This window comes from Craurococcus roseus (assembly GCF_039523795.1).
GTDB lineage: Bacteria > Pseudomonadota > Alphaproteobacteria > Acetobacterales > Acetobacteraceae > Craurococcus > Craurococcus roseus.
Genome location: NZ_BAAAFZ010000118.1, coordinates 1 through 15,383, shown reverse-complemented (window position 1 = coordinate 15,383; position 15,383 = coordinate 1). Strand labels below are relative to the sequence as shown.

Below are 15,383 nucleotides of genomic sequence, written 5' to 3'. Positions count from 1 at the left end.
GCCGCCGCTTCCTCGGGCAGGGGAAGCCCCCGGCCGCCCTTCTCAAGCGGACACTCAGCGTTCGGGGCGATGCACCCGAACACCACGCAATCCCGCGCGCTTCATGGCCCGCGCGACGGTGCCGTCGCGCCGCGCTTCCGCGATGAACCGGCCGAGGTGATCCAGCCCGGCCGCGCCGCGCCCCTCCGGCACCGCGACGGCCATTTGCACGACGTTGAAACGCCCTTCCAGGATGCGGGCGCCGGATGGCAACCGCGCCATAACGCCGTGCAGCAGGTGCGCGTTCTCGCCGTAAGCGTCGGCGCGGCCTGAGGCGAGAACCTCGACAGCCGGTTCGACGCCGCCGGGCACGCGCACCGGTTCGGCGTTCTTCAGGGTGCGCGAGAGGAACAGGTCCGGGGCGCTGCCCCTCGGGACGGCTACGCGCATCCCGGTGCGGTCCACGTCGCCCACGGTCGCCAGGTCCGAGCCGGGCGGGACCAGGAAGACGTTGTCCACCTCCATGTAGGTCGGGCCGAAGCCCACGAACTCGCCCCGCGCGGGGTCGCGTGCCGCGAACCCGGCGTCCCACGGTGCGCCGCCTGCCAAGCTTTCGGCGTATTGGGCAGGGATGGCGTAGGGCACGGGCTCCAGCGGCACGCCGAGGCTGTCGGCCAACGCGCGCGCCGGCTCGACGGAGCCTCCGCCGAGCGCGCCGGTCGCCGCGTCACGCTGGACCAGCACCGGGTTCGATACGATCAGCGCGGCGCGGAGCCGGCCCGTCGGCGCGAGCGCCTCTCGCGCGGCGCCATCGGCGGCTGTCCGGGGCTGGGACCAAGCGGCGGCGGGCGGGACGGCGAAACCTGCGAGGATGGAGGCGGCTGCCCGCATCGTTTGGCGGCGCCCGCGTGGAAAGCACGACATGGACACCTCCCACGCCGGTCAGGCCGCGGCCGATTACCGCCACCGCCCGATGGGCGGCAACGCTCCAGGCCGGTCCGGTCCCTGGCGCGCCGACGGCCGTCCTGCTTCGGGCGGCGGAGCGATCGTACTGTTCGCAATGCGTCCAGACGTCCGGATCACACGTAGCAGCCGCTCACATAACAGATTCTCAAGCAACGGCTCGGGCGCTGGCGCGCTGCTTCCGGCCGAGGGCATATGCGCCCATGCCCGCCGCAAATGCCCCCGCTGGCCGGGCGAGGGGCGGGCACCGATGGCGGCAGCGGACACGGGGAGTGGTGGCATGACGCCGATCAGCAACTGGCCGAGACCCGCGTTGTACACGGTCGGCGGGCTCTCGCTCGCGGCCCTCCTCGGCTGGGGAGTGGCGATTGAGCGGGCCAGCACGGCCGGTTCCCGCGCGAACGAGCTGGCCGCCGCCGACGCGCGTTACCGGACGCTGGAGCAGCGGGCCGGGCAAACGGAAGCGACCTTGGCCGGCGAACGCCGTGCCGCGGGCGACCTCGCCGCCATCAACAACCGCCTGCAAACGCTCCGCGCCGAACTGGGCGCCGCCGAACAGACCCACGCCGCCGGTGAGGCGCGCTCCGCCGAACTCCGCGACGCCATCGCAGCGGCCGAGCGGCGGGTCGGCGAACTCGGCCAAGCGGCGGCCGCGGCCGAGCGGCGGTTGCAGGCGCTGCGCGAGGACGCGTCCACGGCCGAAGCGGAACTCGCGTCCCGCCGCGAGGCGATGACGGGCGCCACGGCCAACCTGACCGCGACGACGCGCGCGGCCGAGGAGGCCGCAAGCCGCCTGCGGACCCTGGAAGCCCGCGCGACGGAGCTGGCAGCCGGCGCGTCCGGTGAAGAGCAGCGATTGCAGGCGCTGCGGGAGCAGGTGGCGGCGGCCGAGCGAACCCTCGCCGACCGCACCGCCGCGGTCGACCAAGCCTCGGCCCGCCAGTCCGAAACGGTCCGCGACATCGAAGAGGCGACTGGCCGGGTGCGCGGCCTCGAGGCGCGCATCGCCGAACTGACGGGCGCCATCGGTGTCGCCGAAGGGCGCTTGGGGCAGCTCCGCGCGGCGGTGGCGGAAGCCGAAAGTGACTTGGCCGCGCGCCGGGCCGCCGGGCAGGAAGCCCAAGCCGAGAGGGCGCGCGCCATGGCCGAGCGCGAAGCGGCCGAGGCGTCCCTCCGCGCGCTGGAAGCGCGTTCCGCGGAGTTGGGCACCGGGCTCCGGGGTGCCGAGCAGCGCCTCGCCGCGCTCGCCCAGCAGGCGGCCGCCGAGGAGCAGCGCCGCCAAGCGCTGCGGCAGCAACTCGTCGACGCGGAACGAACCATGGCGGAGCGCAACGCGGCGTTGGATCAGGCCGCTGCCCGGCTCGCCGACACGGCGCGCGGGACGGAGCAGGCCGGCGCCCGAGTGCAAGAGGCCGAAACACGGTCAGCGGACCTCGCCCGCGGCGCCGACGCGTCCCGCCAAGCGCTGGAACAAGCGCGGCAGGAGGAGCGTGCGTTGCGGGCCCAGCTCGAAGCCATGGACCGCCGCCGCCAGGACCTCGACCGGGCGCTGGCCGAAGGCGAGGCCCGCTTGGAAGGCCAGCGCCGCGAACTCGTGTCGCTGCGGGAGCAGGCTGCCGCAGCGGCGGACCGCAGCGGCGCACCTACCGTCGCGCCCACGCCGGGCGGGGCGGAAAGCCAGGGTGGGGCCGGCCCCACCCGCTGACGCAGCCGCCGAGCCCGCGCGAGGGGGGTCAAGCCGCCCTTTGCAGGTGCGGCCCGGCCGGGACGGGCCGCACCTCGGGCCGGATCGGCAGCCCGCCCATGAGCGGCTTCGCCATGGGCACGCCCCGCGGGCAGGTGGTGCAGCCCTCCCACCTCCCGGGCGTGAAGCCCCGGCGGGCGTAGAAGCCGACCACCCCGGGCTGCGCGTTGACGCACAGCATCCGGGCGCCCGAGTCCAACGCCAAACCTTCGGCCAACTCCAGGATAGCCGCGCCGAGGCCGCCGCCGCGGAAGCCGGGCTCTAGGGCCACCAAGCGTATCACCGCCCTGCCATCGGGCTTGAGGTCGAGGCGCAGGGTGCCCGCGACCTCGTCGTCGGCGAACAGCAGCAGCGGCCTGTTAGCCGAATCGCGGTCGTCCGGGTGCGCGGGGTCGTACTCGCACGGCCAGGGGCCGTCCGGAGGGTGGTACACGTCGAAGATGTGCGTCTTGCGGATCGCGTGCAGGCGATCCCACTCGGTTGCGCTCCGCGGCTCGCGGAGCTCAAGTCTTCGGGGGCGCACGGGCCACCCTTCCGTTGTGACGTGAACCCCCGGAGGGGTCCTTGTCGGCGCGGCTGCATGGATGCGCCGCACAAAGACAATGTACCACATCCGCTGGCCCGCGGCCACCACAACCCCGCAGGGGGCCGCCGCGTCAGGGGTCCGATGCCGCCGCGTCCCGCGCAGCGCCGCGGATCGCCTCGGCCAACGCGGCGGGGGCGAAGGGCTTCTGGAGGAAGCGCTCGTGGCGGTCCGGCGACGTTCGGGCCGGGTCGGGCGCCGTGCCGCTGATCAGCACCACCTCCACCGCCGGGTGGCGCTCCCGCGCGATGCCGGCGAGGTCGAGCCCGCTCAGACCCGGCCCGAGGTCGATGTCCGCCACCAGCACGTCCGGCACTTGGCCGGCGCCGAGCAGGACCAAGGCGTCCTCCGCGTTGGCGAGCCCGTCCACCTCGATCCCCTCGTCGGCGAGCGTGTCCGCGAGCAACTGCCGCACCAGCGGGTCGTCGTCGATCAGCAGCACCCGCATCTACCCGCCCCGCATCCGGGCCGCCGTCGCCAGCCGGTCCGCGCGTTCGTTCATCGCGTCGCCTGCGTGGCCGCGCACCCACTTCCACTCGACTTGGTGCGGCTTGGCGGCGGCGAGCAGGCGCTGCCACAATTCCATGTTCGCCACCGGGTCGCGCGCGGCGTTGCGCCAGTTGTTGCGCACCCAGCCCGCCACCCAGCGCGTGAGCCCGTTGCGCACGTACTCGCTGTCGGTGTGCAGCACGACGCGGCAGGGGCGTTTCAGCGCCTCCAGCGCGCTGATAGCCGCCGTCAGCTCCATGCGGTTGTTGGTGGTCGCGGGGTCGGCGCCGGAGAGTTCGCGCTCGCTCCCGTTGTAACGCAGGATGGCCGCCCACCCGCCGGGGCCGGGGTTGGGCTTGCAGCCGCCGTCGGTCCAGACCTCGACGGCCGTGGCCGTCTGTTCCGCTTGGTCAGAGTCCAATGTCGGCGCCCCCCTCGGCGCGGGCGAAGAAGCGCAGCTTGCGCAGGTATTCCAACGGGTCCTTGCGGGTGACGAGCGCGCCGGCCGGCGTTTCCGTCCAATCGTGCAACCGCGTGAGCAGGAAGCGCAGCGCCGCACCGCGGCAAAGCACCGGCAGCGCGGCGCGCTCGGTCCCCGACAAGGGGCGCAGCGCGCCGTAGGCCGACAGCAAGGCGTGCGCCCTGGTCACGTTGAAGGTGCGGCCGTCGGGCTCGAAGCACCAAGCGTTCAGGCACACCGCGAGGTCGTAAGCCAAGAGGTCGGTGCAGGCGAAGTAGAAGTCGATCAGGCCGGACACGCGCGGCTTTCCGTCCGGGCCGGGCAGGAAGAAGACGTTGTCCGGGAACAGGTCCGCGTGGATGTGCCCTTCCGGCAGCGCGCCCGGCGCGGGCCAGTCGCGGAGGATGGCCGCGAGCGCCCCGTCCAACTCGGCGACCAAGCCGGGCTGGACGGCGTCGCCCTCCGCGCGGCAGCGGTCGAGCAGCGGTGGCCACCCAGCCGGTCCGAGCGCGTTGGGCCGCGTGGCGGCGAAGCCCTCGCCGGCCAGGTGCAGGCGGGCCAGCGCTTCGCCGAGCGGCGCGCAGTGCTCCGGCCGAACGCGGCGCGGCCACACGCCGGAAAGGAAGGTGCAAACCGCCGCCGGCCGCCCGGCGAGTTCGCGGAGCGCCTGCCCGTCACGCGCCTTCACCGGCAGCGGGCAGGGCAGGCCGCGGGCGGCCAAGTGTTCCATCAACCCGAGGAACCAAGGCAGTTCGCCCGGATCCACGCGCCGTTCGTAGAGGGTCAGGATGAAGTCGCCGGCTTCCGTGCGGAGGGCGTAGTTGGAGTTCTCCACCCCCTCGGCGATGCCGCGGAACGCGAGCAACCCGCCCACGTCGTAGTCGAGCAGGAAGGCGCGCAGCGCGTCGTCCTGCACGTCGGTGTAGACGGCCATGCGCGGTCCGTCAGGGTCGCCGCAGGGAGGTCACGCCGGCGCGGGCTGGAGCGCGGCGGGCAGCTTGAAGGTGATCCGCTCCTCCGCCACCACCACCTCCTCGATGCGGAGGTCGTATCGCTCGCGCAGGCGGGCCAGCACCTCCTCCACCAGCACCTCCGGGGCGCTGGCGCCCGCGGTGACGCCGAGATCGGTGACGCCCTCCAGCAGGGCGAGGTCGAGGTCGCGCCCGCGCTGCACCATCACCGCCCGCGGGCAGCCGGCGCGCTCCGCCACCTCCACCAGCCGGAGCGAGTTGGAGGAGTTGGGCGCCCCCACCACCACCATGAGTTGCACGCGCGGCGCGATCTCCTTCACCGCCGCCTGCCGGTTGGTGGTGGCGTAGCAGATGTCCTCCTTGGCCGGCGCCGAGATGCCGGGAAAGCGCCGTTGCAACGCCGCCACGATCTCCGCCGTGTCGTCCACGGAGAGCGTGGTCTGGGTGATGAAGGCCAGCGGCACGCCTTGCGGCACCTCCACCCGGGCCGCCTGCTCGGCGTCCTCCACCAAGCTCACCGTGCCCGGTTCGAGCTGGCCCATGGTGCCCACCACCTCCGGGTGGCCGGCGTGGCCGATCAGCAGGATGTGGCGGCCGCGCCCGGCGTGGTGCTCGGCCTCGCGGTGGACCTTGCTGACCAGCGGACAGGTGGCATCGAGATAGAATAGCTTCCGACGTTCGGCCTCGGCCGGCACGCTTTTGGGGACGCCGTGGGCGGAGAACACCACCGGCGCGTCATCCGGCACCTCGTCCAGCTCTTCTACGAAGACCGCGCCCTGGCGCTCCAGGGTTTCCACCACGAAACGGTTGTGGACGATCTCGTGGCGCACGTAGACCGGGGCGCCGTACCGGCGGATGGCCTCCTCCACGATCTTGATGGCGCGGTCCACCCCGGCGCAGAAGCCGCGCGGGCCGGCCAGCAGGATGTTCAGGCATCGCGTGTCGTGCATAGGTGGCCGTTCGCTCGTTTGATGGGGCGGGCGGCAAGCTAGCCGCCGGCCGGGGTGCGCTCAAAGGGGAGATGGGGATGCGGGTGCGACTTGTCCTGGCTGCGGCGCTGGCAGGCCTGGTTCCGGCGGCCTGCGGCGGCGACCGGGGCCCCGCCTTGCCGGTGGCCTGCCCGCGGCCCGGCATCCTGTCCGACGGCGCGGACCTCACCCGTTGGCGGCCGGGGCCGGTGCAGGACCTCACCACCCTGGTCTTCGACGCGCGCCTCACGGGGTTGAACGGGTCCTGCCGCCCCGGCAGGCGCGACCGCAGCCTCGAGGTGACGCTGACTCCGTCCTTCGTGGTGGAGCGGGGGCCGGCCGGCGGCGACGCACGGGTGGCGGAACTGCCCTGGTTCGTGGCGGTGGTGGGGCCGGGCGACGAGATCCTGCAGCGGCAGAGCTTTGTGGAACGGCTGGCCTTCAATCGCGGCGAAACCCGCGCCACGGGCGCGGCCGAGCCGGTGCGCCTGTCCTTGCCGGTGGGTGAAGAGCGGCGGGCCACGGATTATCGTATCTTGGTGTCCTTCGAGTTGACGCCGGAAGACGTGGCGGTGAACCGGCGGCGGGGGCCGCGGTAGGCTTTCGCTCGTCGCACTGCCAGCGCGCGGGGTCGGGGCTTGCGTCCCGAGTTTGGCTTGGAACAACAGCGTTCGCCCGCCCCTCTCTGGATTGGCATGCGGTCGCCGCCGCACGATGGTTGCGTCCGCGACGCGCGGCGGGCTACACGAGTGGGGACACCCGTTGATCCCGTGCGGGAGAGAGTGGCGCCCCGTGTATACGCGCGGGTGATTGCCGCCGCCGAAGGCGCAACCGGCCCCCGGAAACGCTCAGGCACAGGAACCGCGCGGGGGAGGGGCCTCTGGAAAGCCCGGCGCCGCCCATGTGGCGCTGGCACCGACGGAGTAAGGCACGCCTGGGAGGGCGGCCGAATCTCTCAGGTCTTCGGACAGAGGGGGGCCACGATCTGAACGCCGCCACGCGCGGCAGGGGGATACGTGGCCGAATCCGGAGAAGCGCTCCTCGAAACCCCGCTCGCCGGGCTGCACCGCCGGCTCGGCGGCCGCATGGTGCCCTTCGCGGGCTATGCCATGCCGGTCCACTACCCGGCCGGCATCATGGCCGAGCACTTGGCCTGCCGGTCCGGCGCCGCGCTGTTCGACGTGTCCCACATGGGGCAAGCCGAGCTGCGCGGGGAAGGCGCCGCGGCGGCGCTGGAGGCGCTGACCCCGGCGGACGTCCGCGGCCTCAAGCCTGGCCGCCAGCGCTACGCCCTGTTCACCACCATGACTGGCGGCATCTTCGACGACTTCATGGTGGCGAACCTCGGCGACCGGCTATTCCTGGTGGTGAACGCCTCCCGCAAGGAGGAGGATTTCGCGCTGGTCGAGGCGGCGCTGCCTGCCGGAGTCGCCTTGCGTCGTCTGCCGGACCGAGCGCTGCTCGCTTTCCAGGGGCCCGGCGCGGCGGCGGCCCTCGCGCCGTCGGCGCCGGACCTCGCAGCGCTCCCCTTCATGGGTGTGGCCGAGGCGCGCATCGCCGGCGTCCCCGTGCTCGCCAGCCGTAGCGGCTACACCGGCGAGGACGGGTTCGAGATCAGCGCGCCGGCCGAGGAGGCCGAGCGGTTGGCCGAGGCGCTGCTGGCCCTGCCGGGGGCCGCGCTCGCCGGCCTCGGGGCGCGCGATTCGCTCCGCCTCGAAGCCGGCCTTTGCCTCTACGGCAACGATATCGACGAGACCACCAGCCCGGTGGAGGCGGCGCTCACCTGGACGATCGGCAAGCGCCGCCGCACCGAATGGGACTTCCCCGGTGCCGAGCGTGTGCGGGAGGAGCTGTCGAGCGGCCCGTCTCGGCTCCGCGTCGGCATCAAGCCCGAAGGCCGCCAACCTGCCCGCGGCCACACACCTATCCACGCGCCCGGCGACGGCGGTGCGGCCATCGGCGAGGTGACGTCCGGCGGCTTCGGCCCGTCGCTCGGCGGGCCCATGGCGATGGGCTACGTCGCCCGCCCGCACGCCGGCGACGGGACCGCCCTCGAATTGATGGTGCGCGGCCGCGCCTTGCCCGCCCGCGTCGCCCCTCTGCCCTTCACCCCGCACCGCTACGCGCGCTGATCCCGGAGCCCGCCCGATGCCAGACACCAAGTACACGACCAGCCACGAATGGGTCCGCCTGGAGGGCGACGTGGCCACGGTCGGCATCACCGACCACGCGCAGACCGCGCTCGGCGACGTGGTGTTCGTCGATCTGCCGGAAGTCGGGCGCGAGGTCGGCGCCAACGAGGCTTGCGCGGTGGTGGAGAGCGTCAAGGCGGCGTCGGACGTGTACGCGCCGTTGGCCGGCCGGGTGGTGGAAGCCAACGAGCGCCTGTCCGAGGACCCCGGCCTGGTCAACCGCGACCCGACCGGCGAGGGCTGGTTCTACAAGCTGGAGATCGCCGACGCGGCGGCGCTGGACGAGCTGATGGACGAAGCGGGCTACCAGCGTTTCGTGGAGAGCCAGGCGTGAGCGCTTTGAAGGAGCTGACCGCGCTGGAGGACCATGGCGCCTTCATCGAGCGCCATGTCGCGCCGACAGACGACGAGATCGCCGCCATGCTGCGCGTGGTGGGCGCCGAAAGCCTGGAAGACTTGGCCGCGCGCACCCTGCCTGCCGCCATCGCGGGCGCCGACCTCTCGGCCCTGCCCGCGCCGTCCACCGAGGCGGAGGCCATGGCCGAATTGCGCGAATTGAGCGAGCGCAACCGGTGGCGCGTGAAGTCGCTGATCGGCCTGGGCTACCACAACACCCACGTCCCGCCGGTCATCCAGCGCAACGTGCTGGAGAACCCGGGCTGGTACACGGCCTACACGCCCTACCAAGCCGAGATCGCGCAGGGGCGGCTGGAAGCGCTGGTGAACTTTCAAACGGCGGTGGCGGACCTCACGGGGCTCCCTGTCGCCAACGCCTCCTTGCTGGACGAGGGCACAGCGGCGGCGGAGGCGGTGGCTCTCGCCCACGCGGCGCACCGCGGCAAGGGCCGCGTGCTGTTGGCGGCGGCGGACCTGCACCCGCAGACGCTGGCCGTGGTGCGGACGCGGGCCGAGCCCGTCGGCACCGAGGTGAAGGTGGTGCCGCCGGCGGAGATCGCCGACGCGGCGGCGGGCGCGGAGAAGCCCTTCGCCGTGCTGCTGCAATACCCCGGCACCACCGGCGAGGCGCGCGACCTCTCGCCCGAGATCGCGGCGGCGCACAAGGCCGGGGCGCTGGCCATCGTCTGCGCCGACCCGCTCTCGCTCTGCCTGCTGACCCCGCCCGGCGAGATGGGCGCGGACGTCGTCGTGGGCAGCACGCAACGCTTCGGCGTGCCGCTCGGCTACGGCGGGCCGCACGCCGCCTACATGGCGGTGAAGGACGCGCACAAGCGCCTCTTGCCGGGGCGGCTGGTCGGCGTCTCCCGGGACGCGGCGGGGCAGCCGGCGATGCGCCTCGCGCTCCAGACGCGCGAGCAGCACATCCGGCGCGAGAAGGCGACGAGCAACATCTGCACCGCTCAGGTGCTGCTGGCGGTGATGGCCGGCATGTACGCGGTGTGGCACGGGCCGGAGGGCCTCGCGCGCATCGCGCGACGGGTGCGCCTCCAAGCCGGGATGCTGGCCGACGCCGCCAATCGGGCCGGCTTCGCGCTGCGCCACGAAACCTTTTTCGACACTGTCGCCATCGAGGCCGGCGGCAAGGCCGATGCACTGGTGCGCGCGGCGCTCGGCCGCGGCTTCAACCTGCGCCGCGTGGACGCGGGCTGCGTCGCCGTCAGCCTGGACGAGACGGTGACGCGCGAGGAGCTTTCGTCGTTGGCGGCGGCGATCGCCGAGGCGGCGGGCGCCTCGGTGGCCGACTTGTCCGACCTCGCGCCGGCGCCCGAGTTGCCGGCGGCCCTTGCCCGACGCTCGCCCTTCCTCACGGCCGAGGTCTTCAACACCCACCGCAGCGAGCACGCGATGCTGCGCTACCTCAAGCGGTTGGAAGACCGCGACGTGGCGCTGAACCGCAGCATGATCCCGCTCGGCTCCTGCACCATGAAGCTGAACGCCACGGCCGAGATGATGCCGGTGACGTTCCCCGGCTTCGCGGACGTCCACCCCTTCGCGCCGCCCGAGCAGGCGGAGGGCTACGCCGAACTCACGCGGCGCTTGGCCGACTGGCTCTGCGCGGTGACGGGCTTCGCCGCCGTCTCGCTCCAGCCCAACGCCGGCAGCCAGGGCGAGTACGCGGGCCTCTTGGCCATCCGCGCATACCACCGCGCGCGCGGCGAGGCGGGGCGCGACGTGTGCCTCATCCCGTCCTCCGCGCACGGCACCAACCCTGCGAGCGCCGTGATGGCGGGCATGAGGGTCGTGGTGGTCGCCTGCGACCGCGACGGCAACGTGGACGTGGCCGACCTCCGCGCCAAAGCCGAGCAGCACTCCGCGCGGTTGGCGGCGCTCATGGTGACGTACCCCAGCACGCACGGCGTGTTCGAGGAGGGCATCCGCGAGATCTGCGCCCTGGTCCACGAGCACGGCGGCCAGGTCTACATGGACGGCGCCAACATGAACGCGCAGGTGGGGCTGACCTCGCCGGCCGCGATCGGCGCCGACGTGTGCCACCTCAACCTCCACAAAACCTTCTGCATCCCGCACGGCGGCGGCGGCCCCGGTGTCGGGCCGATCGGCGTCGCCGCGCACCTCGCGCCGCACCTGCCGAACCACCCGATGCACCCCGGCGCCGGACCGGAGACGGGTTACGGCCCGGTCAGCGCCGCGCCCTTCGGCAGCGCCGGCATCCTTCCCATCTCCTACGCCTACATCCGCATGATGGGCGCCGAGGGCCTCACGCGCGCGACGCGGGTGGCGATCCTCTCCGCGAACTACGTGGCGAAGCGGCTGGAGGGGCACTACCCGGTGCTCTACCGCGGCGCGCGCGGCATGGTGGCGCACGAGTGCATCCTCGACTGCCGCGGCTTCCAGCAAGGGGGCGGCGTGACGGTGGAGGACATCGCCAAACGCTTGCAGGACTACGGCTTCCACGCGCCTACCATGTCCTGGCCGGTGGCCGGCACGCTGATGGTGGAGCCCACCGAGAGCGAGCCGCTCGCGGAACTCGACCGCTTCGTGGACGCCATGGTCGCCATCCGCGCCGAGATCCGCGCGATCGAGCAGGGCCGCAGCGACCGCGCCGACAATCCGCTGAAGAACGCGCCCCACACCGCGGCCGAGGTCATGGCCGAGAAGTGGGCGCACCCCTACGGGCGCGAGCAGGCGGCCTTCCCGCTGCCCTTCGTGCGGGCGCACAAGTACTGGCCGCCGGTGAAGCGCGTGGACAACGTCCATGGCGACCGCAACCTGGTCTGCACCTGCGCGCCGCTGGAGGAGTACGCGCAGCAGGCGCAGTTGCGGGCGGCGGAGTGACCGCGGGGGCGCCGCCGTCCGCGGTGCGTCCCTGGCGGCGCACCGGCGGCGCCCGCACCCTGGTCCGCGACCGTTGGATACACCTGCGCGCCGAGGCTTGGGAGAACGCCGCCGGCGCGGGGCTCGACCCGTGGTACATCCTCGATTGGCCCGACTGGGTCCATGTGCTGGCGCTCACCGCCGACGACCGCGCCGTGATGGTGCGGCAGTGGCGGCCGGGCCTCGGCGCGGCGTCCTTGGAGCTGCCCGGCGGCGCCGTGGACCCCGGCGACGCGGACCCCGTGGCCGCCGGCCGGCGCGAGTTGCGGGAGGAGACTGGCTACGACGCCGCCGAGTACCGCGAACTCCCGGCGCTCTCGCCCGACCCGGCGCACATGAACAACCGCCTCCGCTTCCTCCTCGCCCTCGGGGCGGAGCGCGTGGCCGACCCTAGCCCCGACCCGACGGAGGAGATCGCGGTGGAACTGCACCCGGTCGCCGAACTCCTGGACGGACTCTCGCGCGGAGCCGTGGCGAACGCGGCGCACGCCGGCGGCATCCTGCTCGGCTTGCGCGCGGCCGGGCGCATCGCGTTCTGAGGGAGGCATCGTCGATGGTCCGCATCGTCCCGCTCGCCGCGCGCCACCGCGCTGATTGGGAGCGCCTCTTCGCCGGCTACGCCGCGTTTTACAAGGTCGCGCAGACTCCCGAGATGCGCACCAAGGTCTGGGGCTGGATCCACGACCCGGCGCACGAGGTGGAAGCGCTCGCGGCCGAAGCGCTCGACGACGGCCGCGCCGTGGGCCTCGCGCACTTCCGCGCCTTCGCCCGGCCGTCCACGGCCACCACCGGCGGCTTCCTCGACGACCTTTTCGTGGACCCCGCCTTCCGCGGCGGACGCGTGGCGGACGCGCTGATCGGGCGCCTCGCCGAGATCGGCCGCGAACGGGGCTGGAGCGTGGTCCGCTGGATCACAGCGGACGACAACTACCGCGCCCGCGGCGTCTACGACCGCTTGGCGCAACGGACCATGTGGATCACCTACGACATCAAGCTCGGCTGAACCCCCGGCCGCGCCGGGCGTTCGCCCCCGCATGGACGAGAAGCGGCCACCGCCGCCCGGCGGCGCGGGCGAGCGGATGAACACCGCCGATCCTGCCTCCAAGGCCACGCGGGAGCGGGTGCAGGACGGCGGTGCCACGACCGCCAACCCGGACGCCAAGGTGCCGTCCGACCTCTACCCGGACCCTCCCGGCGTTTCCGACACCACCAAGGGCGGATCGGACGACTGACCCCGGGCCGCGCGCCGCCGCAACGGGCGGACGGCCGCGCACCTGTTACCGCGGCATAGTCGCGCCCATGCAGACGGCGCGCGCGATGGCGCCCCGCGGTTGGGTGGGGCTGGTGCTCCTGTCCGTCCTCTGGGGCGGCTCCTTCTTCTTCGTCGGCGTGGCTGTGCGGGAGTGGCCGCCGCTTTCCATTGTTCTGACGCGCGTCGCCGTCGCGGCGCTGGCGCTCTGGGCCGTAGTGGCTGCCCTGCGGATGCCGGTGCGGCGCGACGGCGCGGCTTTGCGCGCCGCGCTCGGCATGAGTCTGCTGAACAACCTCTTTCCCTTCGGCCTGATCGCCTGGGCGCAGGGCGCAGGGCGCAGGGCGCAGGGCGCTGGTGGGCTGCCGTCCGGCGTCGCGTCCATCCTCAACGCGACCACGCCGCTCTGGGCGGTGCTGGTGGCGCACGCCTTGGGCGCGGAGCGGCTGACGGCGCCGCGCGTGGCTGGCGCGACTCTGGGCTTCGCCGGTGTCGCGGGCATGGTCGGCGCGGATGTCGACGCCGGCGTCGCCGGGCGCGGCCTCGCGGCGGGGGCCGTGCTGCTCGCCGCCCTGTCTTACGCCTTCGCCGGCGTGTGGGGGCGGCGCTTCGCCGCGCTTGGCGTCCCGCCCATGGTCGCCGCGGCCGGGCAGACCACCGCTTCCTCGCTCCTCCTGCTGCCGCTCGCGGCGCTGCTGGAGCCGTGGGGCGCGCTGCCGGCGCCTTCTGCCGAAGTGGCAGTGGCTTTGGCCGGCTTGGGCCTCTTCTCCACCGCGTTCGCCTACCTGCTGTGCTTCCGGCTACTCGCCTCGGCCGGGCCGGTGAACCTGCTGCTGGCGACGCTGCTGATTCCGGTCTCGGCCGTGCTGCTCGGCGCCGCCGTGCTCGGTGAGGCGCTGGCGCCGCGGCACGCGCTGGGCATGGCCGCCATCGCCGGCGGCCTCGCGCTGATCGACGGGCGGCTGCCCCGCCGCGCGGCGCTCGCGGTCCGCTCCGTCGCGCTCCGAAGGAGCGGCCCGCCCTAACACTACTTTGGCTGCGGTTGGAAACGCATGAGGCTGGCCGCTGTTTCCTCGCCGTCTGCTGCGGCGGGGGCGACGGATGGCAGTTCACGGCAAGGGCTGGTTGAGTGAACTCAAGGCCTGGAGCGAGCCTTTCCTCGTTGCGCTCGAGCATCCCGCCCGGCGGCACTGGGCGCCCTACTACCTGCGCGGACTGCTGCTGCCGGGCGAGCGCAAGAGCGTGCAGCCGATGTCGATGCGCCTCGGCCTGGCCGCGCACGACCAGCTCCACAACTTCGTCGCCAGCCCTTCCTGGGACGGCGCCCCGCTGGAGGCGGTGCTGGCCGCGAAGGCGGACGCGCTGGTCGGCGGCGCGGATTCCGTGCTGGTGGTGGACGACACCGCGCTGCCGAAGAAGGGCTCGGCCTCGGTCGGGGTGGCGCACCAGTACGCGGGCGCGCTCGGCAAGAACGCCAACTGCCAGACGCTCGTGTCCCTGACCCCGGCCCGCCACGAGGTGCCGGTGCCCGTCGCGCTGCGCTTGTTCCTGCCGCGCGATTGGGTGGCCGACCCCGCCCGGCTCGAGCGGGCCGGCGTGCCCCAGGCGCATCGTGCCCCGCGGGCCAAGGGCGAGGTCGCCTTGGGGGAGATCGACCGCTTGGTGGCCCTGGGCCTGCGGTTCGGCTGCGTGCTGGCCGATGCCGGGTATGGCAACAGCGCGCTGTTCCGCCAGGCGCTGTCGGCCCGCGGGCTCCACTGGGCGGTGGGCATCCCCAAGGTCCAGGCGGCTTACGGGACGGAGGTGGCTTTGCTCCGGCCCAAGGCCGCCCGCGGCCGGCCGCGCCTGAAGCCGGTGCCGAGCGAGAGGCCGGTCCCGGCCGAGGCGTTGCTCGCCGGCGCCGAGTGGCGCCCCATCGCCTGGCGCCGCGGCACGAAGGCGCCGCTGGCCGCCGAGTTCGCGGCTCTGCGCGTGCGGGTGGCCGACGGCGAGGCGGTGCGCGGCGGCATCCACCTGCCCGGCGAAGAGGCCTGGCTGGTGGGGGAGCGCCGCGCCTCCGGCGAGGTGAAGTACCACCTCTCCAACCTGCCCGCCGGCACCTCGGTCGAGCGCCTGGCCGGCCTGATCAAGGCCCGCTGGGTCTGCGAGCAAGCGCACCAGCAGATGAAGGAAGAACTCGGCCTCGACCACTTCGAGGGGCGCTCATGGCACGGGCTGCACCACCACGCCCTGATGGTGATGGTCGCCTTGGCGTTCCTGCAGCACCTCCGCCTCGCCGAGCACCGACGCCGGACGGGGCCGGGGAAAAATGCGGCGCCGCGTTCCGGGCCCGCCGCCGTCGCCGAGCCTGCCCGCCGTGCGCGCGGCGCTCGTCGCGTTGCTGCTCAGGCCGCCGGACCACCCCACGCGGTGCCCGCATTGCCACCGTAGACTACGACCTCACCCGCAACGCTGACGCAGCCAAAGTAGTGCTAAGAGCGCCTAATGCTCTGTT

The 15,383-nt window shown here is 73.5% G+C and carries 16 protein-coding genes and 2 riboswitches; of the genes, 10 read left to right on the top strand and 6 right to left on the bottom strand.

What is annotated here, in order from left to right; translation table 11 throughout:
- Nucleotides 1-54: 54 nt before the first annotated feature.
- On the bottom strand, nt 55-870 hold the full coding sequence (locus ABD067_RS25475; RefSeq protein ID WP_343898240.1) for a type 2 periplasmic-binding domain-containing protein: 816 nt from the start codon (nt 868-870) through the stop codon (nt 55-57).
- 352 nt (nt 871-1,222) lie between these two features.
- Here ABD067_RS25475 and ABD067_RS25470 point away from each other — a divergent pair, with 352 nt between their 5' ends.
- The gene (locus tag ABD067_RS25470; protein WP_343898239.1) at nt 1,223-2,647 is read left to right on the top strand and encodes a coiled-coil domain-containing protein; all 1,425 of its coding nucleotides are present in this window, start codon (nt 1,223-1,225) and stop codon (nt 2,645-2,647) included.
- Nucleotides 2,648-2,675: 28 nt separating this feature from the next.
- Here ABD067_RS25470 and ABD067_RS25465 read toward each other — a convergent pair whose 3' ends face one another.
- The 5 genes from ABD067_RS25465 to ispH form a co-directional block, all read right to left on the bottom strand.
- Entirely contained in the window at nt 2,676-3,209 is a 534-nt protein-coding gene (locus ABD067_RS25465) for a GNAT family N-acetyltransferase (RefSeq protein ID WP_343898238.1), read from the bottom strand.
- 133 nt (nt 3,210-3,342) lie between these two features.
- On the bottom strand, nt 3,343-3,717 hold the full coding sequence (locus tag ABD067_RS25460) for a response regulator (protein WP_343898237.1): 375 nt from the start codon (nt 3,715-3,717) through the stop codon (nt 3,343-3,345).
- A complete protein-coding gene (rnhA, locus tag ABD067_RS25455) occupies nt 3,718-4,179 on the bottom strand; it encodes a ribonuclease HI (protein WP_343898236.1) in 462 nt (153 codons plus the stop codon). It lies immediately after the preceding gene.
- Nucleotides 4,169-5,152, bottom strand: coding sequence for a homoserine kinase (locus tag ABD067_RS25450; protein WP_343898235.1), 984 nt, complete (start codon nt 5,150-5,152; stop codon nt 4,169-4,171). The genes rnhA and ABD067_RS25450 overlap by 11 nt, the downstream gene beginning before the upstream one ends.
- Before the next feature lie 30 nt (nt 5,153-5,182).
- Nucleotides 5,183-6,139 carry a 4-hydroxy-3-methylbut-2-enyl diphosphate reductase gene (ispH, locus tag ABD067_RS25445; RefSeq protein ID WP_343898234.1) on the bottom strand — a complete coding sequence of 319 codons (957 nt, stop codon included), beginning with the start codon at nt 6,137-6,139 and terminating at the stop codon, nt 5,183-5,185.
- Between the two features lie 77 nt (nt 6,140-6,216).
- On the opposite strand from ispH, the gene ABD067_RS25440 reads away from it, so the two are divergent.
- The 9 genes from ABD067_RS25440 to ABD067_RS25400 all read left to right on the top strand — a co-directional run bounded on the left by ABD067_RS25440 (nt 6,217) and on the right by ABD067_RS25400 (nt 15,319).
- Nucleotides 6,217-6,756 (top strand): hypothetical protein, encoded by a 540-nt coding sequence (locus ABD067_RS25440; RefSeq protein WP_343898233.1) that lies wholly within the window; start codon nt 6,217-6,219, stop codon nt 6,754-6,756.
- Nucleotides 6,757-6,920: 164 nt separating this feature from the next.
- A riboswitch (glycine riboswitch) is annotated at nt 6,921-7,031 on the top strand.
- Nucleotides 7,032-7,034: 3 nt separating this feature from the next.
- Nucleotides 7,035-7,131: riboswitch (glycine riboswitch) on the top strand.
- Nucleotides 7,132-7,173: 42 nt separating this feature from the next.
- The gene (gene gcvT / locus ABD067_RS25435) at nt 7,174-8,289 is read left to right on the top strand and encodes a glycine cleavage system aminomethyltransferase GcvT (RefSeq protein ID WP_343898232.1); all 1,116 of its coding nucleotides are present in this window, start codon (nt 7,174-7,176) and stop codon (nt 8,287-8,289) included.
- A gap of 16 nt (nt 8,290-8,305) precedes the next feature.
- Nucleotides 8,306-8,683, top strand: coding sequence for a glycine cleavage system protein GcvH (gene gcvH, locus ABD067_RS25430; RefSeq protein WP_343898231.1), 378 nt, complete (start codon nt 8,306-8,308; stop codon nt 8,681-8,683).
- Nucleotides 8,680-11,601: an aminomethyl-transferring glycine dehydrogenase gene (gcvP, locus tag ABD067_RS25425; RefSeq protein WP_343898230.1), complete on the top strand. Its 2,922-nt coding sequence runs from the start codon at nt 8,680-8,682 to the stop codon at nt 11,599-11,601. Before gcvH ends, gcvP begins: the two co-directional genes overlap by 4 nt.
- Nucleotides 11,598-12,179, top strand: a complete 582-nt coding sequence (locus ABD067_RS25420) for an NUDIX hydrolase (protein ID WP_343898229.1) — start codon at nt 11,598-11,600, stop codon at nt 12,177-12,179. The genes gcvP and ABD067_RS25420 overlap by 4 nt, the downstream gene beginning before the upstream one ends.
- A 14-nt stretch (nt 12,180-12,193) precedes the next feature.
- The gene (locus tag ABD067_RS25415) at nt 12,194-12,643 is read left to right on the top strand and encodes a GNAT family N-acetyltransferase (RefSeq protein WP_343898228.1); all 450 of its coding nucleotides are present in this window, start codon (nt 12,194-12,196) and stop codon (nt 12,641-12,643) included.
- Nucleotides 12,644-12,674: 31 nt separating this feature from the next.
- Complete coding sequence (locus ABD067_RS25410; protein WP_343898227.1) at nt 12,675-12,872, top strand: hypothetical protein; 198 nt, start codon at nt 12,675-12,677, stop codon at nt 12,870-12,872.
- A 67-nt stretch (nt 12,873-12,939) separates the two neighbouring features.
- Nucleotides 12,940-13,914, top strand: a complete 975-nt coding sequence (locus tag ABD067_RS25405; protein ID WP_343898226.1) for a DMT family transporter — start codon at nt 12,940-12,942, stop codon at nt 13,912-13,914.
- Between the two features lie 76 nt (nt 13,915-13,990).
- Nucleotides 13,991-15,319 (top strand): IS701 family transposase, encoded by a 1,329-nt coding sequence (locus ABD067_RS25400; RefSeq protein ID WP_343898225.1) that lies wholly within the window; start codon nt 13,991-13,993, stop codon nt 15,317-15,319.
- Nucleotides 15,320-15,383 lie beyond the last annotated feature (64 nt).

Bases quoted from the DNA above. Each gene is read 5' to 3' on its own strand.
- ABD067_RS25475 (WP_343898240.1), bottom strand. From the start codon at position 870: ATGCGGGCAGCCGCCTCCATCCTCGCAGGTTTCGCCGTCCCGCCCGCC.
- ABD067_RS25450 (WP_343898235.1), bottom strand. From the start codon at position 5,152: ATGGCCGTCTACACCGACGTGCAGGACGACGCGCTGCGCGCCTTCCTG.
- ABD067_RS25415 (WP_343898228.1), top strand. From the start codon at position 12,194: ATGGTCCGCATCGTCCCGCTCGCCGCGCGCCACCGCGCTGATTGGGAG.
- ABD067_RS25400 (WP_343898225.1), top strand. From the start codon at position 13,991: ATGGCAGTTCACGGCAAGGGCTGGTTGAGTGAACTCAAGGCCTGGAGC.
- ABD067_RS25410 (WP_343898227.1), top strand. From the start codon at position 12,675: ATGGACGAGAAGCGGCCACCGCCGCCCGGCGGCGCGGGCGAGCGGATG.
- ABD067_RS25460 (WP_343898237.1), bottom strand. From the start codon at position 3,717: ATGCGGGTGCTGCTGATCGACGACGACCCGCTGGTGCGGCAGTTGCTC.
- ispH (WP_343898234.1), bottom strand. From the start codon at position 6,139: ATGCACGACACGCGATGCCTGAACATCCTGCTGGCCGGCCCGCGCGGC.
- ABD067_RS25405 (WP_343898226.1), top strand. From the start codon at position 12,940: ATGCAGACGGCGCGCGCGATGGCGCCCCGCGGTTGGGTGGGGCTGGTG.
- ABD067_RS25470 (WP_343898239.1), top strand. From the start codon at position 1,223: ATGACGCCGATCAGCAACTGGCCGAGACCCGCGTTGTACACGGTCGGC.
- ABD067_RS25440 (WP_343898233.1), top strand. From the start codon at position 6,217: ATGCGGGTGCGACTTGTCCTGGCTGCGGCGCTGGCAGGCCTGGTTCCG.
- gcvH (WP_343898231.1), top strand. From the start codon at position 8,306: ATGCCAGACACCAAGTACACGACCAGCCACGAATGGGTCCGCCTGGAG.